The sequence below is a fragment of the Psychrobacter sp. NZS113 genome (assembly GCF_015864825.1).
GTDB lineage: Bacteria > Pseudomonadota > Gammaproteobacteria > Pseudomonadales > Moraxellaceae > Psychrobacter.
Window position 1 is genome coordinate 246,388 of sequence record NZ_JADYWL010000006.1, and the last position, 25,189, is coordinate 271,576.

Here is a 25,189-nt window from a genome sequence, read left to right on the forward strand (position 1 = left end):
ATATCAGGCATGTCATCAATTGTTTCACTTAGCACTCTTAAGTTTTACAATTTAAATGATGACATACCTTAGCGTGCTCTAGTCTCTAAGAGACCATGGTAGGGTTTCACCTGCCATAAGCGGGGTGAGAGAGCTACCATCGAAGTAAGGATAAGCGATAGGCACTTGCATAGGCGTATTGACAAGCGTAATCGTACTCTCATTTAATGGCATGCCGTAGAACTGGGCACCAAAACGACTGGCAAAACCTTCTAGCTTGTCTATTTTACCAACGCTATCAAAGGCAGTGGCATACAATGGCAAGGCAGTAGCAGCGCTATAACAACCGGCACAGCCACAAGCAGCTTCTTTTTTATCTGTCGCATGCGGAGCAGAGTCAGTACCTAAGAAGAACTTTGGATTGCCGCTGGTCGCTACGTCTAATAATACTTTTTGATGGCTTTCACGCTTCAGGATAGGTAAGCAATAAAAATGCGGTTTGATACCACCGACCAATAAATGATTACGGTTAAACATCAAATGCTGCGGGGTGATAGTGGCGGCAACATGATTGCCTTGCGCCAATACAAAGTCTGCTGCATCACTAGTAGTGATATGTTCGACTACGATTTTTAAGCTAGGGAACTTTACGATAATCTGTGCCAATACTTCATCTAAAAAGCGCTTTTCACGATCGAAAATATCAATATGGTCTTGAGTGACTTCACCATGTATCAATAGTGGCAAGTCGTATTTTTCTAGTGCTTCAAAGACATCGACACAAGCATTGATATTGGTGACGCCGTCAGCAGAGTTGGTGGTGGCCCCAGCAGGATATAGCTTAACGGCCTGTACGATACCTGATTTTGCTGCCATCTCGATGTCTTGTGCAGTCGTTTTATCAGTCAGATATAAGGTCATACGGGGGTCGAACGCTGTTTTGCGCTCTGTGCTCAAGCTACTAGCTTCCAGATGTGACATTATGCGCGCGCGGTAAGCACGTGCATCGTCGACATTCTTGACGGGCGGTACTAGGTTTGGCATGCAAATCACACGATTAAAGCTATTTGCCGCATGCGGTACTGTCGTACTCAATGCTGTGCTATCACGCAAGTGGATATGCCAGTCGTCTGGTTGAAGGATGGTCAATTCTCTAATCGAATCAGTCATAATGTCGTAGCGCTCTGTGTCGTCATATATGGGAATAAAACGGAGTGGTGTTATGTGGCTATCATAACAGATTTGCCCACTTGACTAAATATGCGACTCACTCTCTGTACATAATTCATTGGTCGCACTGTAGACTGTAAAAGGTTTTGCGTATTCTGCTAGTATTCTATGAAGAATAATGATTTTTAAATGTATAAAATGGTTTGGTTTATCATGATTAGATAACAATCTCATAGAGATAGCTTATATCCATTGCCTCATCATTCAATTACAAGCTCACTCCTTATGGCCGTGGCACTTTTGCCTATAGTAAATATGATGTACACTGAGTAAGTAGTTTACCTTTCGATTAAATCTTAGTGCTTTTACCACAATTAAATTCTCATAATAGGAGTTATTCATGGCTCAACTTGATCCGAAAAATATTAATAAAATCGTATTGGCATATTCAGGTGGTCTTGATACCTCAATCATCGCTAAATGGCTGCAAGAGACTTATGATGCAGAGGTTATTACCTTTACCGCAGATATCGGTCAAGGCGAAGAAGTTGAGCCAGCACGCGCTAAAGCAGAAGCCATGGGTATCAAACATATCCATATCGAAGACTTACGCGAAGAGTTTGCCCGTGACTACGTATTCCCAATGTTCCGTGCTAATGCTATCTATGAAGGCGAGTATTTGCTCGGTACTTCTATCGCCCGCCCGCTAATCGCCAAGCGTTTGGTTGAGATTGCTAAAGAGCATAATGCTGATGCCATTAGCCATGGTGCTACTGGTAAAGGTAATGACCAAGTACGTTTTGAGCTAGGTGCTGTTGCCTTATCGCCAGATGTAGTGACCATTGCCCCTTGGCGCGAGTGGGACTTGTCTAGCCGTGAAAGCTTGATGGAATATGCGAAAGAGCACAACATTGCGATTGACTATGCGGGTAATAAGAAAAAATCTCCATACTCAATGGATGCGAACCTGCTACATATCTCTTATGAAGGCGGAATCCTAGAAGATCCATATGCTGAAGCAGAAGACGATATGTGGCGCTGGTCAGTCAGCCCAGAAGAAGCACCTGACGAAGCACAATATCTAGAGCTAGAGTATCAAAAAGGCGACATCGTTGCTATCGATGGCGAAACACTCAAGCCTTTCGAAATTATGATCAAGCTCAATGAGATTGGCGGTAAGCATGGTATCGGACGTTTAGATATCGTAGAAAACCGTTATGTTGGCATGAAGTCACGTGGTTGCTACGAGACGCCAGCGGGTACGATTATGCTAAAAGCGCATCGCGGTATTGAGTCATTGACCTTAGACCGTGAAGCCGCGCATCTAAAAGATGAGCTAATGCCACGCTATGCTAAAACTATCTACAACGGCTACTGGTTCAGTCCTGAGCGTATGATGTTGCAAGCGTTGATTGACAAATCACAAGAATACGTCAATGGTACGGTTCGCGTGAAGTTATATAAAGGTGCGGTAAGTGTGGTTGGACGTAAGTCTGATGATTCGTTATTTGACGAAAAGATCGCAACTTTCGAAGATGATGCAGGCGCTTATGATCAAAAAGATGCAGAAGGTTTTATCCGTCTTAATGGTTTACGTCTAGCTATTGAAGCCAGCCGTGGTCGCGATTTATCGAAGTAAGATTGTTAGATTACTCGTAATCAATTAGAAAATTAAATCGTAAAAAAAGAGGCTCTATACAGGGCCTCTTTTTTATTGCTGATAGTCTATGATTAAATACTTATGATAACAGCTACGTTTAAATCATTGATCTTTTCTACTCAGCTTCAGCTGTTTCTACAACATCTTCATCATCTACCATCACGATTGCGACATCTTGCTGCTGGCGTTCTTCAAGAGTCTTTTGTTCCAGTAATACCTCTTCTGTTGCCAACATAGCACCGTCAGACTTTTGCATTTGATATTTGAGGGTTGCCAATCCACCCAGTATACTAATGACCAGAATGATAATGATAATAACGGGGTTTTTCCAAAGTGGTGTGGCAGCCTCGTATTCAATCGGTTTTTCACTGATCGTTGCTGGCGTGTTGTCGCTATTTCCACTGATTAGACCTAAGCTAACTAAAGGTGGCTTGGGCGGGGTAGCAGGTTCAGAATTTACGCGCAGTCGATTGCGACTGAGATAGATGTCTGATATTTTTGCGAGTTGTAGTAACCAACGTTGATGTGGTAATGCAATATCATGCATTTCAGCAAACACCAGCATGTCGTTATGGCGTCCTTGTTGCAAGTTATCAGGTGAGCGGCCAATGGCTTTTAAATAGTTACCTGTAGCCAGTTGCATGTCTTGAACAGGCTCATAGCTTTCAGGTTTGAATGCCGTCAGTTCGTACCAGTAAGGATCGAAAGGCGGTGGGATGCTTGAGAGCTGCTCCGTACTTAATAAGCCAGCCTCTGATGGGCTTTCTGTTCCCGTGTCTACTGTATTTTCGACTGCTATCACGGGCGCTTCGTTGTTTTTATTAGCCGGTTCAGCTGATAGCGTTTCTGGTTCATTGGCTGCGAAACGTGCTAATGACAAAAACTGTGGTTGTAGAGCAAACCATTTATTAATCTCGTTATTATCGAGTTGACTGTATTCTGCCAATATAGCCAGCTCACGGAGTACAACCACGCATAAAGAGGTCAGTAAAATTTGGACTTGTTGTGTCGTTGCGTCAATTTGACTGGCAATATGATCGCTTGCTTTTATGACGCGAGCGTTATCAGAGAATATGGCATCTGCCGCATCGTGACGGTGATATAAAGTCGCACTGATGGTCGCAAAATTCATAGAGTTATACTGTCGTAGCTCTTTGACAGCACCACGCCCAAATAGCTTCTTACTCACGGCTTGACCATCATAACGTTGCTGATAAGCGAGAAGGGCACTAATAATTGCCTGCAAACTGGCATCCATTGCTAAGCGGGCTTGTGGTAATGAAAGCTTTGCGGCATCTGCCAATAAAGACACCATTGGTATGGTATCTTGATATAGAAAATCATACATCGACACACGTGTCGGTGAAATAGTCGTCATAATCTGCTAGCATCAAAAAGTGTGCCCCTATATTACGGTGCCCAATGCCTTGATACAATCCCTTGATAATAGAAATTTTCAATCATTTTACGTGGACGTGTTGAATAATCTTAATATAGTCACTGTGAGTGCCCTAGTTGAAAGTTCAATATGTCCTAATTACCCTAACAGTATTTTTACAAATAACTGATAGTTGGAAGCATTTATGACAAACAGCAATACTCTTGATATACAGATAGTTATTAACATCGCTCATCAACATCTAACGGTACACCAACAGAATAAAGAAATAGCACGATACTCGATATCGACTGCTAAAAACGGCATCGGCAGTCAGCAAGATAGTGGCTGTACACCGCTTGGCAAACATGTCATTGCCGAAAAAATAGGGGGTAGTGTCCCTAGCAACGCTGTGTTTGTAGGCCGTGTGCCCACAGGTGAGATATATGATGCGGAACTCGGTAAGTCTCATCCTGAACGCGATTGGATATTGAGCCGTATCCTTTGGTTAAGTGGTCTCGAGGAAGGAGTGAATAAAGATCGTAACAGCCAAGGTGGCTGCGATACTTATGAGCGCTATATCTATATACACGGCACACCAGATACTGAGCCAATGGGCGCACCATTTTCGCATGGCTGTATACGTATGCGTAACACAGATATTATTCAGTTATTTGAGCAAGTCAGCGAGGGTACGTTTGTGACTATTGCTGCTGAATAGTATAGTCAATCCTCTATAGATTGGATACGGTGTCAATCTCGCTTAGTCTACTGTTTGTAGTACTTTCACTCGACTTCCTTGTCTCCAAATTATATTGAACCGACTGTGGTATAGATGAATGAAATAGAATGACAGTACAAACATATTGATACCATAATCTATAGTAATTTGCTTGAGTTAAAAGTTATAAAAAAGACAGCTCACTCTATGAAGGCTGTCTTTTTTATTCTACGTTTTTGCTATTTTACGATGAATATTTTACCAAAATATCGAACGATCTCTAACTTTGGCCAAGCATTTATCGCTGCGTTTCGTGTCTTTTTTGAGTAGGGCTGCAAACCAACCTGCACCATATAATGCATTATTATCTACAGCTGATTTTATCTGATAACGCTGTTGATATTGTGCATAGCTATGATGTTTATCTAATGATTTTTGCGCTTTGATCAAATATTTTAGCTGGCGTTCGGTGCGTTTTTTAGACCCTTTCTTACTTAACAGAGGCGCACAAAACTCAGTGATATAGCGCAAATCTGTTAGATGATGCAATTCAAAGTCTGCTTGGTCATCAGTATCAAGGTTTGAGTACGTACTTTCTAAATCAACGTCTTCTAAATCCATACTATCGCTTTCAACATTGTCTTCCTCACCAAATACTTCATGGGTTTGAAGCAGATTTTCATATTGCTTGGATAAGATTTTTACGATTTTATCGATAGCAGGCTTGTTGTTTTGAGGCTCAAGGCTTGGATTACTCATGGTAAAAGCAATGAGTTCTAATAAGGTCAGCTGAAAATCAGGGACGCTGATGGCATCGATAGGCTTGATTTTGAGAGCATCAATATCCGTCGTCCAGTTAGTCTTAGGTGCGCCATATTCTTGCAGCTTAGGTTCGATATAATTTGCTAGGTAATCCAGTTCCTGATAATCACCAAGTAAGATGGCCGTTTGATTTAGTATGGGCTGCCAATCAGGGTTGATTTCATCAGAGAAGCTAGCAAATGCATTTAGGGCAGCACATAAGCGGCGAATACCTATCTGTAACTGCAAGATGTGGCTACTGTCAGTGCTACCAGCTACAATAGCACTGCTGTTCGGTAGTATTTGCAGTAGACAGTTATGTACGGCAGCCCTTATGAAAGCAGGTATGCTAACTTTTTTATTAATGTTTAGCTGGCTAAGATCAGCGCTAACGGCTGGGCTATGATTTTGTCCGTTGATGAGCAATCCACCACGTTCAGCCTTGGTCACAGTAGATAAGCATAGCTTATAGCGCTGACACCAAGTTTTGGCTGTCATAAACAGAAAATCTAAATCTCCTGATATCAGCTCGAACTCTATCTCTTGAATGACTTCTCGCTGGGCATCATCGTTACCATGAATAATCTCTCCATGATCGTAGGCAATCTCAATACTGTTTTCCGTTTGATCGCTACTGTCTTCTACTAGCAATCGAGTAGTACGCTGTACATCAGTGACATACAATCGCGTCAGCTTTTTTGCCAGTTTTTTGAGCTTAAAGTCAGACAATGCAGGAGCGATTGGTGTGTCTTTATAAATGGTCAAATCAGGCATAAGGGTATTGGTATCGAGCATTGCTTGTACTTGTTCGTTATCTAACACCGCATTGTGCTCTAAGCGCGCTGCAATACCATCGCCGCCAGCTTTGATGGTCTGTACCCACGAATCGCCTTCTTTACGAATACGCAAGCCAATACCTGCCTGTGCCAACTGTTGATCGGGCGTATCGTAATAATGGGCAGCCAGTTGTGTCAGCTGTGAGGATTTGACCTGAGCTTGACGCATCAAGCCTTTTAGCCGTGGTTCTGGCACCAAAAACTTCAACTCTATCTCTTGCATGGTGGCTCCCAATTATTTTAATAAACGTTAAGTGAGTACTTTAGTCAATCTACTATAAAAGCATGACAGTGTTCACCTCGCTTGAAGTATTAGATATACATCTGCACTCGGCTACTTGGTACTCTTTTCGATTAAATTATCTATATCGTATGAAAGCTATCATTTAATAACAAGTAATATTTTATAGAACTGTTTATATATTTCTCTATAAAGAATACACTTTTGTTTTATTGTCGCTATAATTAAGAAAATATTGAACAAAAGTATATTTAATATGAGAGACATCCTTATGGTATCTGAAAGCTGCCTTTCGAAAAGACAGGTTGGTTTTGATAGGCAAGACGTTTCTATGATGAGTAAGCTTAAAACATCATTACCACCCAATCGTTTGTCATTAGCTATAGCAGCGGCAATGCTCGGGTCTGTATTACTAATGAGTGGATGTAGTCAGTCTGAGGAATATGCAGAAAGCGCCTCAGAGGAGCCAAGCGATTATGCGAATGAACAAGCCGTTGACGCTGATATAAATACCATGATGTCTGAGCAATCAGCTGTTGCAGAGCTAGAATCAGAGGCTGACAATCAAGCCAATGAGCTTACGGTTGAGAGTTTATCAGAGAGTAGTGAGCAGACACTCGCCAGTCAGGCCGCTAATATCCAAATACAAGGTAAAGAGCTGCTGATCAATGCCAGTGCAAACTTTACTGTCAAAGACGTGGTCAAGAGTAGTGCTGCTATTGAGACATTGACACGGCAGCAGGGTGGTTATGTGGCGCTCAGTAATATTAGCAATTACCCACGTAGTGATAGAACCTTTGTCCAAGGTGATAAAAATATTACAATCACAACCTATAATCGCCAAGCTGAAATGACGGTCCGGGTTCCTCGTGTCAACGTCAATAAGTTCTTGGAGCAAATGCAGCAGCAAGTGGCTTTTTTGAATGGTCAGGAGTTCACTGCACAAGACGTTACTTTAGATATTTATCGTGAGCAGCTAGCAAGTCAGCTAAACAGTGATATGGCGGATGAGCTCAGTCAAGAGCGTCTCGATAGCAAAAATGATAAAGATCAGAGTAGTAATGTCGATGCTATCACCGCTACCTATGCAGCACGTCGCCAAAAAGAATTGGCGAAGCTTGAGCAAATGGATATCGCCGATAAAGTCAAATACAGCACCATCAATCTGAGCTTTATGCAGCCAGATGTCAGTTATAAAGAAACCACGCAAAATCTAGACGTTCTGATAGATGCTGAACGGCCAAGTTTTAGTACCCAAGTTAGCCAGTCATTCAAAGATGGTTGGAATATACTCAGATCGTTGGCACTGGGTCTTATACAGTTATGGTGGTTGCTTGTACTAGGTGGTGTGTTTTATCTCATTTATAGAATGATAAAAGCGATCTATCGTAAGTTTTTCAAACACAATCCTCGTGTGGAAAACCTACGACGTAATCTGATGGGTGAAAATCAAGAAGTCAAGAATTCAGAGGGTATAAAGCGCAGTAAACTAGATGATAATACGGACAATATGACAGAGACTGATAGCAAGGATGCTAAGCACTAGGGCGTGTTCTCAATTCAAACGAGTGTCCTCTAAATGAGCTAAAAATAGCTAAATTTTGCCAAACATCGTCAAATAGCTGGTTAATATCCTGATATTATCTGCGCTATTTTCCTCGTTTGACGGCAATTTATCTCATTTTTATCATCATCTTTAAAATGAGGACACGCCCTAGAGTGGAACATTAAAAAGCTCACAATAACAGAGTATCAATAAACAGACATAAAGAAGCCGCCCTACATTATGTAGGGCGGCTTTTTTAGCAATGACTTATAGAGGGTCGGTAATTAGAACTGGTTCATTGTGTTCTTGCCGCCGCCAGCTTTAAGTGCGTTGTCACCAGAGAAGATTTCTTTGTGATCATCGCCTAGGTCAGAACCAGCCATTGCTTGGTGCTTAACACAAGCGATGCCTTCACGGATTTCTTTACGTTGTACGCCAGCTGCATAAGCAAGCATGCCTTCTTCACCGAAGTAACCTTTAGCAAGTTCATGAACGCTAAGAGCAGTCGTGTGGTAAGTCGGTAGCGTGATTAAGTGATGGAATACACCAGCTTCACGTGATGCATCACGTTGGAAGTTCTTAGCAGCAACGTCAGCAGCTTGATCAAGCTCAGTACCGTCGTAATCAGCACTCATTAAGTCATCTTTATTGTAGCTAGAGATGTCTTTGCCTTCTTCTTCCCACTGTGCAATAACTTGCTTACGGAAGTTAAGCGTCCAGTTGAATGATGGGCTGTTGTTGTATACAAGCTTCGCTTTAGGCTGTTGCTCTTTAATACGGTCAACCATCATTTTGATGTGTTCTACGTCTGGCGTTGGTGTTTCAATCCATAGTAGATCGGCACCGTTTTCTAGAGCGGTCACACAGTCAAGTACAACGCGGTCGATGTTTGTGTCTTCGCGGAACTGATATAGACCATTTTGCAGACGAACTGGACGTACTAGTTTGCCATTGTGCTTAAGTAGGCTGTCATTTTCTTGAGCATTTTCTAAAGTAACTTCTTCCATTTCGATGAAGTCGATGTATTTAGAAGCAAGATCGCCTGGCTCATTTGATACTGGAATTTTTTGTGTGAGTGATGCGCCTTCAGAGTCAGTACGAGCAACGATAACACCGTCTTCAACACCAAGCTCTAGGAATGCATAACGGATAGCGTTTAGCTTAGAGATGAAGTCTTCATGCGGTACAGTTACTTTACCAGCCTGGTGACCACATTGCTTAGCATCAGATACTTGGTTTTCAACCTGAATGGCACAAGCACCTGCTTCGATCATTTGCTTAGTCAATAGGTAAGTGGCTTCTTCGTTACCGAAACCTGCATCGATATCAGCGATGATTGGCACAACATGCGAATCAAAGTTTTCGATTTTTTCTACGATAGCTGAAGTATCTTGACCAGCTTCTTCAGCAGCGTTTAGCTCACGGAAGTAATCGTTCAATACTTTAGCATCGGCTTGACGTAGGAAAGTATAGATTTCTTCGATTAGCTTAGGCACTGACGTTTTTTCGTGCATAGATTGGTCAGGTAGTGGACCGAACTCAGAGCGTAGAGCTGCAACCATCCAACCTGATAAGTAGATGTAAGTTTTAGAAGTAGTGCCAAAATATTTCTTTTTAGCGTACATAGTTTGTTGTGCAACAAAACCATGCCATGCACCTAGAGACTGTGTGTACTGAGACGTATCATTGTCATAGTCTTCCATATCTTGACGCATGATTTTTGCAGTATATTTTGCGATATCCAAGCCCGTTTTAAAACGGTTTTGTGACATCATACGTGCCGCATCGGTTTCGCTGATATTCTGCCAGTTACCGTGCTTTTGCTTCAATTCACGTACTAGGTCGATCGCTGATTTATATGCAGTTGACATCTATGTCTCCTTGGTGGGGTGTAAAAACAAATAAGTTAAGTGCTAAAATAATGACGATTGTGTATGACTGAAAAGGTATACATTCAGACTTTATATTAGTGCTATTGACATCTCATAAGGTCAGACAGAATTACAAGCCATCAGTTAAAGCCTTATTTACCCTAAACAAACTTAATCACTAATACAAGAGAATTACTAGAACTTGGTAGTGGAAAAATAATAGGTAATGTATAAAAGGTTGCTGAGCTTGTTCATATATTTCTAAGGCACTTGCGTTCTTTATTGAATGGCAATGTCATTATCGGCGATAAGAGGTGTTACAATAATAAACAGTTTGTGCGATAGATTTAGTCATTTTCTAATGACTATAACGGTCTTTTAAGTAGTCAATTCATCATATGATGCTACCAATATGGACCATCAATATACTATATAATTGTGTCGGTCAAATGAATGTAGCCAGTCTATAAAACTAAGCTGTATCGTTTGCGTTACAAGTCATCCTATGAGACTTACTATAACTGCCTTACCAAGATTTATCTAATTTATGATTATTATCTTGGGTATTTTCTTAAGTTATAATTCATATATAACAGTACCTTACGTTAGGCGGTTTGGGTTATACTTAGCAGATATCGCATGAAATCAGATAAAAAGTAGCAGAATTACACTGCTATAGACCATAAATTATTAGAACAGCACCAAAAATGCCAAGCTTATAACGGCACTTATCCAAAGGCCAAGAGAAATATATATGAATTTGCAGCGGGTAGATTTAAACTTATTGGTACATCTAGATGTGTTGTTACGAGAGAAAAATGTCACTCGTGCAGCTGAGCAGCTTGGCATTACCCAACCTGCGATGAGTAACATTTTGCGCCGTCTGCGCAAGTTGTTTAACGACCCGTTACTGGTACGTTCTTCTGAGGGTATGACGCCAACGGAGCGGGCTTTAGAGTTGCAACCTCGTATTCGTGAGATACTGGCAGATTTGACGCAAGTATTAGAGCCACGTACTGAATTCCGTCCTTATAGTACCTCTCGCGTCTTTCGTATTATGACGTCGGATTATGCAGAAGCGACTTTGGTGCCAAAACTGGTCAAAGCACTGCGCTCAGAAGCACCCAATGTTATTTTGGACTTTTTGACACCATCGGACGTCTCTTATCGTGATATGGAGCAGGGACGCGTTGATCTGGCAATTAATCGCTTTAACGAGATACCACAGAGCTTCCACCAAGTGTTGGTGTGGCGTGATACCTTTAGTTGTTTGTTGTCTTCTGACAGTCCTTATGCCAATCGTTTTAACTTAAAGAACTACCTAAAAGCTCAACATGTTTGGGTGTCAAAAACTGGTATGGGCGTAGGCTTTGGGGTCAATCCAGAGAAGTCTGGCGGCTTAGGTTCTATCGATCAAGCACTACAACGTTTGGGACAAAAGCGCCAAATCAGTGTCTTTACGCGCCATTATCAAATGCCAGCTATGCTTGCAGCAAACAAAGATTTGATTGCAACATTACCCACGCGTGTGGCAAAAATGCAGGCCAATAACGACAGTATTAAAATGGAAGAGCCGCCATTCTTCATTCCTGAGTTTGAGCTAACCATGGCATGGTCACCACTATTGCAACACCATCCAGCCCATCGCTGGTTACGCCAACTTATCATGCATGTGGCGCGTCAAATCGTTGATGAAGAAGAAAACCCACCGCAGGAGATACCTGTGATGAACCATCTATTTTAAATTGATTTTTTTAAGACAGATAAGTTTTTTATTAAACCAGCCATAGGGCTGGTTTTTTTATGGGTCTCATTTTACTCAAACACTCCCTCCATAACTCAAACCACCTATAACTTGAGTGCAATTAATAAGACAGCCACATTTTTAACATCTTATGCACATTTCTTCATAACTTGTAAAACTACTGGTCGAGCACTTTGTTATGATAATTAAACATTAAGAAAAAAGATAAGTACAAATGCTATTGTTAAGTTAAACCGCAATATAAATAATGATGTCAACATCTGATATTTACACAAATACCGATGTTTTTTATCTTATAAGTTTTAGTCATATAACTTTCAACCAATAAAATATTCCAATAAATAAGGACAATAACATGTCAGATATTACTACTATCAACCCAACCACGGGTGAAGAGATTAAAAATTACGATTACATGAGCGTGGACGAAGTTAATAAGATCGTTGATGCCTCACATGAAGCATTTTTAGCATGGCGCACTGTGAGCCACGAAGAGCGTGGTCGAACGATTAAATCTATTGGTGATAAGCTAATCGAGCATAAAGAAGAGTTGGCTAAGCTGATGACTGAAGAGCGTGGTAAGCTATATAGCCAGAGCTTGCAAGAGATTGATTTGTGCAAAGCAATCTGTGACTATACTGCTGAAAATGGTATCGAAGCACTGGCTGACGATGTACGTGATATCGAAGGCATGAGAAAAGGATTGGTCAGCTATCAGCCTATCGGTATTATCTATGGTATGCAGCCTTGGAACTTCCCAGCGTATCAGGTATTCCGTTATACCATTGCCAACTTGATGGCAGGTAATAGTATCCTGTTAAAACATGCTTCTAACGTAACAGGCTCTGGTCTATTAATCGAAAAAATATTGCATGAGTCTGAATTGCCAAATGATCTTTTCCGTACCATTATCATCGGTCACAATCAGTCAGAAGAATTAATCAACAACGACAAAGTACGCGGTGTGACGCTCACAGGTAGCGATAAAGCAGGTGTCATCGTCGGTCAACAAGCAGCAAAAGCTATCAAAAAAGCGGTATTAGAGCTTGGCTCAAACGATGCTTTTATCGTGTTAGAGGATGCTGATGTAGACATAGCAGTAGAAACTTGTACACAAGCACGCCTGATTAATAACGGTGAAACTTGTGTTGCCGCAAAACGCTTCATTGTAGTGGATAGTGTATACGACGAATTCCGCAAGCGTATTGTTGAGAAGTTTGAAGGTGCGAAATATGGCGACCCTATGGATGATAGCTCAGACATCGGACCATTGGCTCGTAAAGATCTACAAGAGCAGTTACATGAGCAAGTAGAGCAAAGCGTGGCTAAAGGTGCAACGATTGCTGTTGGTGGTAAAGTTCCTGATAGCAAAGGCAGCTTTTATCCAGCCACTATTTTAGAAAACGTTGAGAAAGGTCAGCCAGCCTACGATGACGAATTGTTTGGCCCTGTGGCTTCGCTCATTCGCGCAAAAGACCAAGACGATGCCTTACGTATCGCTAACGACAGTCGCTATGGTTTAGGCGGTGCAATCTTCTCAAAAGATACAGACAAAGCGGTACGTCTAGCACGTGAAGAGTTTGATACTGGTATGGTCTATATCAATGGTTACGGTCTAGCCAATCCTGCATTGCCATTTGGTGGCGTTAAAAACTCAGGTTATGGCCGTGAGCATGGCGGCTTTGGTATCAAAGAGTTTGTAAACATCAAGGCCGTGCATGTCTTTTAATGGCGGTTAATATTACTACTAGATATGGATATGGTCGTCATTAGATGACCATTGAATAAAAAAAGCCCAGTCGCTCATAACGAGTGATTGGGCTTTTTATTGCATCAAATAGAACGGTAAAACATGCAACTTAATAAGCTGAAATTTTTACATGTTCATAAAAAGCTGTAATGGCAAGGCTGGCAAGTAACTTGCTTTAGTTTCATTACTAGTATCAAGTGACAATACTTTATTCGCTAATAGCAAAATTGTCCAAGGTAGCAATTTATGCTCAAGTTTTTGTACACGTGCTTGTAGGCTATCAGCCGTCTCTGTTTGATTGATCTCTAACAGCGCTTGAGTCAAAACAGCACCCGCATCGAGCTCAGCAGTGACGACATGAATACTACAGCCGTGGTGACGCTCACCTGCTTGTATCGCTCGCTGATGGGTATCAAGTCCCTTGTAAACAGGCAATAGAGAAGGGTGCAAATTGATCATGGGCGCTGGCGCATTATCGATAAATGATCCGCTTAACACGCGCATAAAACCGGCCAACGCAATCAGATCGGGTTGCCAAGCTGTTAGTTGCTCGCTGGCATGAGTTTCAAAAGTTTTGATACCCATACGTTTGCCGTTAGCAACGTGTGATAGTACTGCGACTGGAATAGCAGCATCATTGGCACGAGTGATGGCATAAGCGTCATCACGATTGCTAATGACACCTACTATTTCAATCGGTAGTGCGCCAGCTTGCATGGCATCGATCAACACTTGCAAATTGCTACCACTACCTGATACCAGAACGGCAATACGTAATGGCTTGTTGGCGTGACTGGTATTATTGGCTAGCATTAACGGTACACCACTGCATCCACTTCACGACTGACCATTTCGCCTAACTGCCATGCTTTTTCGCCAGCGTCATTCAATATATTGATAGCCGCTTCAGCTTTGTCTTTAGGCACGACAATCACAAAGCCTACACCGCAGTTAAAAGTACGGTACATCTCACTCTGCTCGATATTGCCTTGGGTCTGTAACCAAGTGAATAGCTCTGAGAACTGCCAGCTATTGGTATCGATGCTAGCGGCTAGTGTTTCAGGCAATACACGCGGTAAGTTATCTGTTAAGCCACCACCTGTGATATGTGACATCGCATGAAGGGCTGAACTACCAAGAGTGTCTTGCAATGCTTTGATGGCTTTAACATAGATACGGGTAGGGGCCATTAGCGCATCTTGGATAGGCTGACCATCTAATTGTGCATCACTAGTGGTAACATCAACGCCACTCACTTCGATGACTTTACGAACCAATGAATAACCGTTTGAGTGCGCGCCACTTGAGGCCAGGGCGATCAATACATCACCTTCTGCGACATTTTCACCAGTGATCACTTCTGCTTCTTCAACCACACCTACACAGAATCCAGCTAGGTCGTAGTCGTCATCTTGATACATGCCTGGCATTTCAGCTGTTTCGCCACCGATTAGCGCACAGTTTGATAATTTACAACCTTCGCCAATACCAGTGACAACAGTCGCCGCTACGTCAACATCAAGCTTGCCCGTTGCATAGTAATCTAAGAAGAATAATGGCTCAGCACCGCAAACCAATAAGTCATTGACGCACATAGCGACCAAATCAATACCGATAGTGTCATGACGATTCAATTGTAAGGCCAGTTTAAGCTTGGTACCGACGCCGTCAGTACCTGAAACCAATAAAGGTGAGGTGTAACCGGTCGGAATACGACAAAGCGCGCCAAAACCGCCAAGTCCGCCCACAACCTCAGGACGAGAGGTGGCTTTTGCCACTGATTTAATACGTTGAACCAACGCATCGCCTGCATCAATATCAACGCCGGCATCTTTGTAGCTTAAAGAAGGCTTGTTACTCATGGTCATCTCACAAATTTTATAGGGAATGAAGGTCTATCGGTAGAAAAGCGAGTTGGTCGTGTTAATTCTGAATATAGTGGGCGCATTATACCCAAAAACGACCCACACTCGCAAAGCAACTTGCCGATATTTGACTGATATTTAGTGAAGACTTGTTTTAAGCGGCAAATAAGTGGCTCGGAAACAAAAAATGACTGATTTTTTATGTCACTCTGCGATAATAAAGCATTGATAATTTGCGGGTATAGCCATAACGTACGGGTTATTATCTAGCAACAAAAAATTTTCTTATTCATATATCAGTTTATTTGTAGGGTCACTAGTAATGATCAATCAATCGATAGATCCTTTTTTTAGGCGCTTTTTTATTGTCGCGTCCATCATAGTAGTACTCTTATTGTTATACCTCATAATGCCGGTTATTTTGCCTTTTGTATTTGCTTTCGTATTGGCTTATTTGTTCAATCCGCTAGTCAAGTTTTTGTCAAAGTATGTTAAACGTTGGATTGCCATTCTTGTTGTGTACTCCACCATTACCTTCGGTATGGTTGTACTATTGTGGTGGTTGATTCCTACTTTATGGCATCAGTTGCAAGCTGCTTGGGAATATTTACCCAAAATCATTAATTGGTACAATCAGATCGGTAGAGATTGGGTATTAGAAAATAGCCGTATTCGATTGCCAGAGCTTGAAGTCAAAGGTTTTTCAGAAACCTTGGTTGAGTACATGCAAACGAACTATAAGTTTGAAGATGCCAGCACCTTAATGGGTCAGCTTTTTGTTTCTAGTATGAGCTTTATCAATAGCGCAGGATTAATTGTATTAGTACCTATACTGATGTTTTATTTTTTGTTCAACTGGGACGAGCGCCTAAATGGCTGGAAAAGTGCCATTCCAACCACGTATTATCATAAAGTGGTTGAGATTGCGCGAGATTGTGATCGGGCGCTAATGGCTTTTGTAAAAGGTCAGTTATTGGTCATGATACTGCTGGGTGTGATTTATGCCGTACAGTTACAACTTATTGGCTTAGAGCTGGGTTTGATTATTGGCATGGTAGCAGGTATTGCTAGTTTTGTACCTTATTTGGGATTTGGTATAGGGTTTATTGCTGCTGTTATCGCTGTGTTTTTTCAGTTTGGCTTAGATTGGTTTCATTTGTCTTTAGTTGTCGGTGCATTTTTGGTAGGACAAGCGGCAGAAGGATACATACTACAACCTTTGCTACTAGGCGATAAGATTGGCTTGTCACCTTTGCTGGTCATTTTTTCTGTGTTGGCAGGCGCGAGCTTATTAGGCTTCGTGGGTATGCTAATCGCGCTACCAGTATCAGCAGTGCTTAATGTATTGTTCCGTCATTGGTATGCTTACTACCTCACCACTGATTTCTATAGAGGCCGAAAGCAGCTTGAGCTATTTGAGAAAAAGTAAGTTATTTGTCCTCAGAGTAATCTAATTATCATAAATTGGTAGTAGAGTGGAGACGTTAATAAAGGACGATTGATAAGGCTTAATAGGTAAAAGACTTGTCAGTCATTTTGCAAATATGTTATATATAGGCGCAGTGTTGATGGTATCAGTGCTTATTCGTTGGCAAGAGCCATTTTGATAATGGTAATCATACAATATATCTATAGCCAAGAATATGGCAGTCCGATGCCGCAAGCTTATACCAAATAGCATTGAACATAGTAAAGCCAGTTTTACGATAGTTATTCCTCCTATCTTCCATTGTATTACGCAAAACGAGTTGATGATTCATGGCAGAAGCACAGCTAAGTCTCAATCTGGACATAAAGCATGATGCAAGTCTAAGCGACTTCGCCGGTCCCGGTTGGATGTCGATTATTGATGCAGTGCGGCAATTACATGTCGGCCTGATAGGGCAGCTGTATCTATTTGGCAGTCCTGCTACGGGTAAGTCTCATTTGCTATCGGCTATTTGTGAGTCGTTTATTGAGATGGATAAGTCCGCGATTTGTTTGTCACTCAACGAGTTGATTCATGCGGATGTTCACGTACTTTCATCTTTAGAGAACTTTGATCTGATTGCAATCGACGATTTGGAAGTCCTTGAGCAAAGCAGTCAGTGGCAAGAAGCCTTATTTCATTTGATCAATCGGAGTCGTGAAGGTCAGCGTCAGTTATTATTTGCAGCCAACAAACCTGCTGATGACTTACCCTTTCAGCTGAGAGATTTATTGACCCGTTTGGCGCAAGCACCTACGTTCAAAGTACCGAATGGTCATGATTTAGCAGATCGTCAGGCATTATTGCAGTCTATCTTGCGTCGACGAGGCTGGCAGTTTGATGATCGAATTATTGATCATTTACTTACGGAAGGACCGCACCGTATCGGGGCGATGATGGAAGTGCTCAACTATATTCAACCGATGTTTTCTAACCTTGGCCGAAATAACATATCCAAGGCAGTCATAAGTGATGCGTTACGTACTATTGATGAGCAGACACTAGCCGCAGAGCTTGCTGATATTGCGCAAGAGACGCAAGTAGATCATAACGCTGCAGATCAAGACCAACATACTATGCCATTCGACTTTTAGTCTTAAGAATGCGAAATATTTTATCCAAGACGTTTTTACTATTAATGGAATCACTTATGAAACCCAATGCTTCTTTGCTAAAAAAACTGACTATCGGTACGTTACTTATTGGTGCAAGCTCTGTCTCTATGCTGTCGCAAGCAGAAGTAACTCTGCTAGTTGATGACCATATCAAGGTCACTGCGATTAATGGGCAAGAACTTCAGCAGAGTGCTTTTCAACCTCTCGTGAAAAAGCTCACGCTTGAACCTGGACAACATGCTATTACTGCTAAATATGACCGCTTATATAGACTGAATAGTGATGAACATGACTATCTACGTTCGGGTAACGTCAGTGTGACAGCACAGTTAGCCGATAATCAAACCTATCGTTTGACTATGCCAAGTCAACCAGAAGAGTATAAAGCGGCTAAAGAATATGCTAAGCAGCCAACGCTTGCCGTACAGCAGAACAATACTGTGATCGCTAGCCAGCAAAGTATGGCCAATAACCAAGGCGGACTGTTTTCAGGTTTGGGTAACGTAATAGGCGGTGTGTTTGGTGGCTCGGGTGATGCTGAGATGCAAAACCAACGTGTTATTGCATCATTAGACAAGCCAGCTGTTGCAAATCAAAATACTGTACAGCAAACGACAAGCGTTAATTCATCTAACAGTAATTTAGATCAGTTTATGCAGATTTGGTTACAAGCAACGCCTGCTGAGCGTGAAAAAATGAGCCAGTGGATACAGAAATAAAGCCCCTGTTTTATAGATACCTAGCAATAAAAAAGCACCTAATTAGGTGCTTTTTTATTGTCTGTACATTAGCTCATTTTAGTCTGGCTATTATTAGCCTAAAAATGCATTGTACATCCATACTAACTTCTCTTGCTCTTGTACATAGGCGTCGACAAGATCAGCTGACCCTTGGTCTTCGCTATCTGCTGCTAGAGTAGATACTTGACGCTGTTCTTCGATAAGCTCTTGTAAGCCTTTTACTACGCCTTTAACGCAAGTCGTGCCGTCTTTAACGTTCTTGTCTTCACTAATGCTTGTATGCTGAGCAAAGTCGCTATAAGCATGGAGTGGTGTACCACCTAGCGTTAGAATACGTTCAGCGATTTCATCAATTTGAATTTGTAGTGACGTGTATAGCTCTTCAAATTGTGGATGTAAGGTGAAGAAATGCTCACCTTTAACGTTCCAATGATAGCCACGTACGTTAATGTAAAACATATGGTAGCTTGATAATAGGCCGTTTAACTTAGCAATTACTTCGCTCATGTCTGCTCTTTCTAGACCGATTTGGTTAGTCTCATTATTACTCATGATATTATCCTTATAGTGTGAGTGTTGATGTAAAAATTAAATGAAGAAAGTCATAAATTCGGCTTATTTATATATCCTAGCGCTTCTACAACTTTTCTTCTGATGCCTATTATAATAACAAAGCATTATCGACAAGTTAAGTTTAATAAATACAATAATGCGATTGGTTTACCAAAAGAGCCAAACCCTTCATCGTTAGTTGGACGACCGATAAAGGGCTGTTCTATATTTTATGCTGGTGGCTGTAAGTTTTCAGGGTTCAAACCTTTAACAGCAACGACCTCTTGCAAATGTTGGCGAACCGTATCAACCGGAAATTTCTGTGTTTGCAGGCGTTTAGGTATGATTTGGCTACCTTGTTGACCTTTCATCTCAAACATCATAAATATATAGTCGTCAGTTTCATCCCAGCTTTTAACTGCAGTCCATGGGATAACTGCTTGTTGAGTGTTACTCGCGCGCATTTGCATACCACGCATTTGCGAGTTTTTCATCAAATCAGGTTGATTGACGGGCATTGCCATCACGAGGCCATGTTTTTGTACACCCAGTTTCATCTGGCGCATCTCATCTGGCATTTCTTGATCGGCCACTTGCTTTTCGAATTCTCTTTTGACATACCATTTAAAACCAAGGGTACGAACCAGTAAGTAAACCACCACTGAAACCAACATCAACCAAAAAATAATGGTTGAGTAGCCTGTGACAAAGACCAACCCTGCAATCGCTAATACCACGACTACTGCCATAATGATCCACTCTTTCGTTTTGATGCTTTTTAGACCAAAAGAAGGACTGGCACTAGAAAATAGCTCGTATTGTGCTTGATGAAATTCTGCCTCAGTAAGGTTTAAGGCAACAGGTTGTAGCGTATAGGGGTACAAGGCCATAAAGGTTTCTCAAATACTTGTGTTAAAAGTGTTGGGTTAAAATCGCCAAAGTGAAGTAGCTATACGGCACTTGGCTGAAAGTGGAAAAAAGGTATGGACTTATCTTACCGAAAAGCGCTCTCAAATGAAACATATAAGCAGCTATGAATGTTGATAGTTGTCATATTATTGCCATTAAGCCTTATTATGAGGGTCTGCCGATTTTCAGAGCGGGTTGTTAAGCTAAAAACTGCATGCCATTAATCATCAAGGCGATGGATGAAAGTATCGCCAAAACATGGTCAAATGAGATGCGTCTTGGTATTATAGCGGCTACCACTTATTTTGATAAAACCAGCACCTTTAAAAACAGTACCTTTAAAGACAATATCTTTAAAAATAGCACCTTTAAAAATAATACTTTTAAACTTCTCACTCACTTTTAGCGTTACAGGCAACCATTATGATTGATCCAAAACTCTTACGCGGCGATTTAATCGACTTACAACAGCAGTTGGCCACTCGTGGTTACGCACTTGACATGGATTTTTGGCAAACGGTTGAGTCAGAACGTAAATCTTTGCAGATCAAGACCGAAGAGTTGCAGTCGCGCCGTAATGCGGGTGCTAAGCAAGTAGGCGCGCTAAAAAAATCAGGCGAAGACGCCAGTGAGCTATTGGCTGAGATGCAAAGTGTCAGCGGTGAGATTAAAGCGGCTGAAGATGAACTGCGCACTTTGCAAGAACGCATCACCAAAGCTGGCATGCAAATCCCTAATATTCCAGCAGCTGATGTGCCAGTGGGTGCGTCAGAAGATGACAATGTAGAAGTGCGCAAGTGGGGCACGCCGCGTACGTTTGATTTTGAGATTCAAGATCACACTTATATTGGTGAGACACTTGGTATGCTTGATTTTGAAGCGGCGACCAAGCTGACTGGCAGTCGCTTTAATGTGCTAAAAGGACAATTGGCGCAGATGCATCGCGCACTGATTCAATTTATGCTCAATACCCATACCATGAAGTACGGCTATCTTGAGACCTATGTGCCTTATATCGTGAATTCAGACAGCCTCAAAGGTACGGGGCAATTGCCAAAGTTTGAAGATGATTTATTTAAGCTGAAAAATCACACAAACAATGAGGACATGGACTTCTATCTCATTCCTACTGCCGAAGTACCAATGACCAACTTGGTACGTGGCGAGCGTTTGGACATTAGCGAGCTGCCACTTAAGTTTACCGCGCATACGCCTTGTTTCCGTAGTGAGGCAGGTTCACATGGCCGTGATACTCGTGGCCTGATCCGTCAGCATCAGTTTGAAAAGGTTGAAATGGTCAATATTGCCACGGCTGAGCAGTCTGACGAATTGCTAGAGGCAATGACAGGACAGGCCGAATATATCTTGCAGCAGCTTAATCTGCCATACCGCACCGTTCAGTTATGTACGAGTGATATGGGTTTTGCCGCACAAAAGACTTATGACATCGAAGTATGGTTACCGAGCCAAGATACCTATCGCGAAATCTCTAGCTGCTCTAACTGCGGTGATTTCCAAGCGCGCCGCATGGGTACGCGTGTCAAAGACGGCAAGCAAACCAGTTTGGCTCATACTTTGAACGGTTCAGGCTTGGCCGTTGGTCGTACGTTATTGGCAGTCATGGAAAACCATCAAAACGCAGATGGCAGTATCACCATTCCAGAAGTATTGCGTCCGTTTATGGGCGGTGCTGAAACCATCTTAGCTTAAATGGTTATTTTGCTGTAATGATTTACAACGTATTACTATGGGTATTTTGATAAAATTGATATAAATTACTGTGAAATACTCACTGCTAAGCCATGCCATTTTTTGGCGTGACTTGCGTCAAATATGTTAATATTGCACTTTGATTTTATAGCCAACACGGTAAGGGCGCATTTTGCGTCCTTATTTTATTACCCTTTGAGTAAACTCTCCTCTTATCAGCCATACCCCTCATTTGAATATTAGGACACTCTATGCCAGCTCCAATTAGCGAACGTAAATTAGCCAATGCCATTCGTGTACTGTCGTTTGACGCGGTACAAAAAGCCAACTCTGGTCATCCAGGTGCTCCGATGGGCATGGCTGATATTGCTGAAGTTCTGTGGCGCAAGTTTTTGAAGCACAACCCAACCGATCCACAGTGGCACAACCGTGACCGCTTTGTCTTATCGAACGGTCATGGCTCAATGCTTATTTACTCATTGCTACATTTATCTGGTTATGATGTCAGCGTTGATGACCTGAAAGGTTTTCGTCAGTTACATTCAAAAACGCCAGGTCATCCTGAGCTTGGCTACACACCAGGTGTTGAGACAACTACTGGTCCACTAGGTCAAGGTATTGCTAACGCAGTTGGTTTTGCAATTGCAGAGAAAACTTTAGCGGCACAGTTCAATCGTGACGGCCATAACGTCGTAGACCATAACACCTATGCGTTCTTAGGCGATGGTTGTCTGATGGAAGGTATCAGTCATGAAGTTTGCTCATTGGCTGGCACGTTAGGTCTTGGTAAGTTAGTCTTCTTCTATGATGACAATGGTATCTCAATCGATGGTAATGTCGAAGGCTGGTTCACTGATGATACGCAAGCGCGTTTTGAGTCTTATGGTTGGCAAGTTATCAAAGTCGATGGTCATGATGCTGATGCAATCACGCAAGCAACTGAGCAAGCGCTAAAAGAGACTACCAAACCAAGTCTTCTGATTTGCAAAACCACGATCGGCGCGGGTAGCCCGAACAAACAAGGCTTAGCAGCCAGTCATGGTGCACCACTTGGTGATGACGAAATCGCCTTGACTCGTGATGCATTGTCTTGGAAGCATGCCCCATTTGAATTAGATGATGAAATCTATGAAGCATGGGATGCCAAAGCTAAAGGTGACGTACAGCAAAAGAACTGGGATGCGGACTTTGACGCTTATAAGAAAGCCTATCCTGAACTGGCATCTGAGTTATTACGCCGTTTAAATGGTGATTTGCCTGCTGACTTTGATAATCAAGCACAAGCCTATATTCAGCAAACTCAAGAAGCGGGTGGCGATGTTGCCAGTCGTAAAGCCAGTCAAAATGCGATTAATGCTTTACAGCCACTATTGCCAGAATTGCTAGGCGGTTCAGCGGATTTAGCTGGTTCAAACCTCACGCTATTCAAAGGCGCTAAAGGCATCGAAAAAGACGCTGACGGCAACTATATCTATTATGGCGTACGTGAGTTCGGCATGACCGCGATTGCTAATGGTATCGCACTCCATGGCGGCTTTATCCCTTACGTAGCGACCTTCCTGATGTTTATGGAATATGCACGTAACGCCGTACGCATGGGCGCATTGATGAAGCAGCGCGTCATCCATGTCTATACGCATGACTCTATCGGTCTGGGTGAAGATGGCCCAACGCATCAGCCAGTTGAGCAATTGACGAGCCTACGTACCACGCCAAATCTGCGTACATGGCGTCCGTGTGATGCGACTGAATCTGCTAGCGCTTGGGTAGAAGCAATCAAGTCAGAAAACAACCCATCAGCATTGATCTTTAGCCGTCAAAGCTTGCCACATCAAGCACGTAATAGTGAGCAAGTAGCGAACATCACCAAAGGTGGTTATGTACTTGCGAAAGAGCAGGGCGAGCTACAAGCCATCGTCATCGCTACTGGTTCAGAAGTTGGCCTTGCGATGGAAGCTTACGAAACGTTGAGCGCAAATGGTGTTGGCGTCCGTGTGGTCTCTATGCCATGTGCTGAGATTTTCGTTGAGCAAGATGCTAGCTATCGCGAAGCCGTATTGCCTGCCAATATCCGTGCCCGCGTAGCAGTCGAAGCGGCACATGTAGATTACTGGTATAAGTTCGTTGGTCTAGATGGCAAAGTCATCGGTATGACCACTTATGGCGAATCTGCTCCTGCAGATCAGTTATACAAAGAGTTTGGTATTACGACTGATGCTGTGGTTGAAGCGGTAAATAGTTTGGTGTAATAAATCTAACTTAGTTAGTATCTAGAAAAAGAGCTGCCGGAGAAATCTGGTGGCTCTTTTTATGGCTTAATCTTTGGCTTTTCTTTTGGTCTGCTTTCATCAACATGGTTATCGGTAAAATAACTGCTGCAATCAGTACTAAATTCTGTGCCTCAATATAATGATTTAGTGGTAAATTAGAATAGATTGATTGCTCACAAAGTTACATTTTACGTCTTATGCAGCTCTCATATAAAAATAAATTATATGACTACAGAATTGGAAAAACTAGATGGATAGTATCAAACTGGCAAATGTTATTACATGGCTAAAACAGATTGCACTAAGTGAAGGCTTGATAGCAGCCTGCATAATCGGAATATTTGGACTATGTGGTATTCTCATTACTCAGAAATATAAACGCAAAAAGGAGTATGAAGCCTTTTTGAGAATCAAGTTTGAGGAAGTGGCTTTTAGACTGGTTGATTTTGCAGCCATTATTCAGGAAATTCAATCTAAAAGTTTTTCAAGCAATGACGATGAAGCTTTAGATGTTGATGAATTTTACAGAGAAGGTGGCAAGATAGAAATATTGATAGCTTTATACTTTCCAGAGCTTGAGAAAAAATTTGAGTTGTTTTTAAATGCAGGTGGAAACCTGATAAATGCACAGCAGGAATATGAAACTAATCCTAGCGATAGTACTTTAGATGTACTTAAACAGTTTGATGAAGAGTATGATCGGGTTTATAAGAGTTTTTATAAACATATCAGATCATGCTCTTCTCATTATGCTAAGTCTTTAAAGCGTCATAAGAGAGTGCTAATTAATTAAATTTAAAGAGTTTCGTTAGTACGCCTAGCACATTCTATAACCATTCTAA

20 protein-coding genes are annotated in these 25,189 nt (G+C 41.9%); 12 read left to right on the forward strand and 8 right to left on the reverse strand.

Features of this window, described 5'->3' with window-relative positions; translation table 11 throughout:
• Nucleotides 1–78: 78 nt before the first annotated feature.
• A complete protein-coding gene (gene pyrC, locus I6E61_RS10890) occupies nt 79–1,149 on the reverse strand; it encodes a dihydroorotase (protein ID WP_197134590.1) in 1,071 nt (356 codons plus the stop codon).
• Between the two features lie 400 nt (nt 1,150–1,549).
• On the opposite strand from pyrC, the gene I6E61_RS10895 reads away from it, so the two are divergent.
• Nucleotides 1,550–2,788 carry an argininosuccinate synthase gene (locus I6E61_RS10895; RefSeq protein WP_197134593.1) on the forward strand — a complete coding sequence of 413 codons (1,239 nt, stop codon included), beginning with the start codon at nt 1,550–1,552 and terminating at the stop codon, nt 2,786–2,788.
• Nucleotides 2,789–2,924: 136 nt separating this feature from the next.
• Here I6E61_RS10895 and I6E61_RS10900 read toward each other — a convergent pair whose 3' ends face one another.
• On the reverse strand, nt 2,925–4,187 hold the full coding sequence (locus I6E61_RS10900; protein WP_197134596.1) for a hypothetical protein: 1,263 nt from the start codon (nt 4,185–4,187) through the stop codon (nt 2,925–2,927).
• Between the two features lie 205 nt (nt 4,188–4,392).
• Between I6E61_RS10900 and I6E61_RS10905 the strand changes: the two genes are divergently transcribed.
• Nucleotides 4,393–4,908 carry a L,D-transpeptidase gene (locus tag I6E61_RS10905; RefSeq protein WP_197134600.1) on the forward strand — a complete coding sequence of 172 codons (516 nt, stop codon included), beginning with the start codon at nt 4,393–4,395 and terminating at the stop codon, nt 4,906–4,908.
• A gap of 258 nt (nt 4,909–5,166) precedes the next feature.
• Here I6E61_RS10905 and I6E61_RS10910 read toward each other — a convergent pair whose 3' ends face one another.
• Nucleotides 5,167–6,768: a CYTH and CHAD domain-containing protein gene (locus I6E61_RS10910; protein ID WP_197134603.1), complete on the reverse strand. Its 1,602-nt coding sequence runs from the start codon at nt 6,766–6,768 to the stop codon at nt 5,167–5,169.
• Nucleotides 6,769–7,117: 349 nt separating this feature from the next.
• Here I6E61_RS10910 and I6E61_RS10915 point away from each other — a divergent pair, with 349 nt between their 5' ends.
• Nucleotides 7,118–8,332, forward strand: a complete 1,215-nt coding sequence (locus I6E61_RS10915) for a DUF4349 domain-containing protein (RefSeq protein ID WP_197134606.1) — start codon at nt 7,118–7,120, stop codon at nt 8,330–8,332.
• Nucleotides 8,333–8,616: 284 nt separating this feature from the next.
• Here I6E61_RS10915 and I6E61_RS10920 read toward each other — a convergent pair whose 3' ends face one another.
• The gene (locus tag I6E61_RS10920; protein ID WP_197134609.1) at nt 8,617–10,203 is read right to left on the reverse strand and encodes an isocitrate lyase; all 1,587 of its coding nucleotides are present in this window, start codon (nt 10,201–10,203) and stop codon (nt 8,617–8,619) included.
• A 754-nt stretch (nt 10,204–10,957) separates the two neighbouring features.
• Here I6E61_RS10920 and I6E61_RS10925 point away from each other — a divergent pair.
• Both I6E61_RS10925 and I6E61_RS10930 read left to right on the forward strand, forming a co-directional pair.
• Nucleotides 10,958–11,947 carry a LysR family transcriptional regulator gene (locus I6E61_RS10925; protein ID WP_197134612.1) on the forward strand — a complete coding sequence of 330 codons (990 nt, stop codon included), beginning with the start codon at nt 10,958–10,960 and terminating at the stop codon, nt 11,945–11,947.
• 376 nt (nt 11,948–12,323) lie between these two features.
• The gene (locus I6E61_RS10930; protein WP_197134615.1) at nt 12,324–13,697 is read left to right on the forward strand and encodes an NAD-dependent succinate-semialdehyde dehydrogenase; all 1,374 of its coding nucleotides are present in this window, start codon (nt 12,324–12,326) and stop codon (nt 13,695–13,697) included.
• Between the two features lie 147 nt (nt 13,698–13,844).
• Here the strand turns inward: I6E61_RS10930 and purN are convergent, their stop codons facing one another.
• Together purN and purM are read right to left on the reverse strand one after the other, a co-directional pair.
• On the reverse strand, nt 13,845–14,531 hold the full coding sequence (gene purN / locus I6E61_RS10935) for a phosphoribosylglycinamide formyltransferase (RefSeq protein ID WP_197134617.1): 687 nt from the start codon (nt 14,529–14,531) through the stop codon (nt 13,845–13,847).
• Nucleotides 14,531–15,580, reverse strand: a complete 1,050-nt coding sequence (gene purM / locus I6E61_RS10940; protein WP_110923128.1) for a phosphoribosylformylglycinamidine cyclo-ligase — start codon at nt 15,578–15,580, stop codon at nt 14,531–14,533. Before purM ends, purN begins: the two co-directional genes overlap by 1 nt.
• 325 nt (nt 15,581–15,905) lie before the next feature.
• Here purM and I6E61_RS10945 point away from each other — a divergent pair, with 325 nt between their 5' ends.
• From I6E61_RS10945 to I6E61_RS10955, 3 genes are all read left to right on the forward strand, one after another.
• Nucleotides 15,906–17,012, forward strand: coding sequence for an AI-2E family transporter (locus tag I6E61_RS10945; RefSeq protein ID WP_197134619.1), 1,107 nt, complete (start codon nt 15,906–15,908; stop codon nt 17,010–17,012).
• Nucleotides 17,013–17,341: 329 nt separating this feature from the next.
• Complete coding sequence (gene hda, locus I6E61_RS10950; RefSeq protein ID WP_197134621.1) at nt 17,342–18,145, forward strand: DnaA regulatory inactivator Hda; 804 nt, start codon at nt 17,342–17,344, stop codon at nt 18,143–18,145.
• A 56-nt stretch (nt 18,146–18,201) separates the two neighbouring features.
• Nucleotides 18,202–18,885, forward strand: a complete 684-nt coding sequence (locus I6E61_RS10955; RefSeq protein ID WP_197134623.1) for a DUF2057 family protein — start codon at nt 18,202–18,204, stop codon at nt 18,883–18,885.
• A 93-nt stretch (nt 18,886–18,978) separates the two neighbouring features.
• On the opposite strand, the gene I6E61_RS10960 is transcribed toward I6E61_RS10955, so the two are convergent.
• Both I6E61_RS10960 and I6E61_RS10965 read right to left on the reverse strand, forming a co-directional pair.
• Complete coding sequence (locus I6E61_RS10960) at nt 18,979–19,458, reverse strand: Dps family protein (RefSeq protein ID WP_194197823.1); 480 nt, start codon at nt 19,456–19,458, stop codon at nt 18,979–18,981.
• 230 nt (nt 19,459–19,688) lie between these two features.
• Nucleotides 19,689–20,348 carry a YcxB family protein gene (locus tag I6E61_RS10965; RefSeq protein ID WP_197134625.1) on the reverse strand — a complete coding sequence of 220 codons (660 nt, stop codon included), beginning with the start codon at nt 20,346–20,348 and terminating at the stop codon, nt 19,689–19,691.
• A 233-nt stretch (nt 20,349–20,581) separates the two neighbouring features.
• Here I6E61_RS10965 and I6E61_RS10970 point away from each other — a divergent pair, with 233 nt between their 5' ends.
• The 4 genes from I6E61_RS10970 (at nt 20,582) to I6E61_RS10985 (ending at nt 25,140) form a co-directional block, all read left to right on the forward strand.
• On the forward strand, nt 20,582–20,773 hold the full coding sequence (locus I6E61_RS10970) for a hypothetical protein (RefSeq protein ID WP_197134627.1): 192 nt from the start codon (nt 20,582–20,584) through the stop codon (nt 20,771–20,773).
• Between the two features lie 17 nt (nt 20,774–20,790).
• Nucleotides 20,791–22,077, forward strand: coding sequence for a serine--tRNA ligase (serS, locus tag I6E61_RS10975; RefSeq protein ID WP_197134629.1), 1,287 nt, complete (start codon nt 20,791–20,793; stop codon nt 22,075–22,077).
• 251 nt (nt 22,078–22,328) lie between these two features.
• The gene (gene tkt, locus I6E61_RS10980; protein ID WP_197134631.1) at nt 22,329–24,326 is read left to right on the forward strand and encodes a transketolase; all 1,998 of its coding nucleotides are present in this window, start codon (nt 22,329–22,331) and stop codon (nt 24,324–24,326) included.
• A gap of 271 nt (nt 24,327–24,597) precedes the next feature.
• A complete protein-coding gene (locus tag I6E61_RS10985) occupies nt 24,598–25,140 on the forward strand; it encodes a hypothetical protein (protein ID WP_197134634.1) in 543 nt (180 codons plus the stop codon).
• Nucleotides 25,141–25,189: the final 49 nt, after the last annotated feature.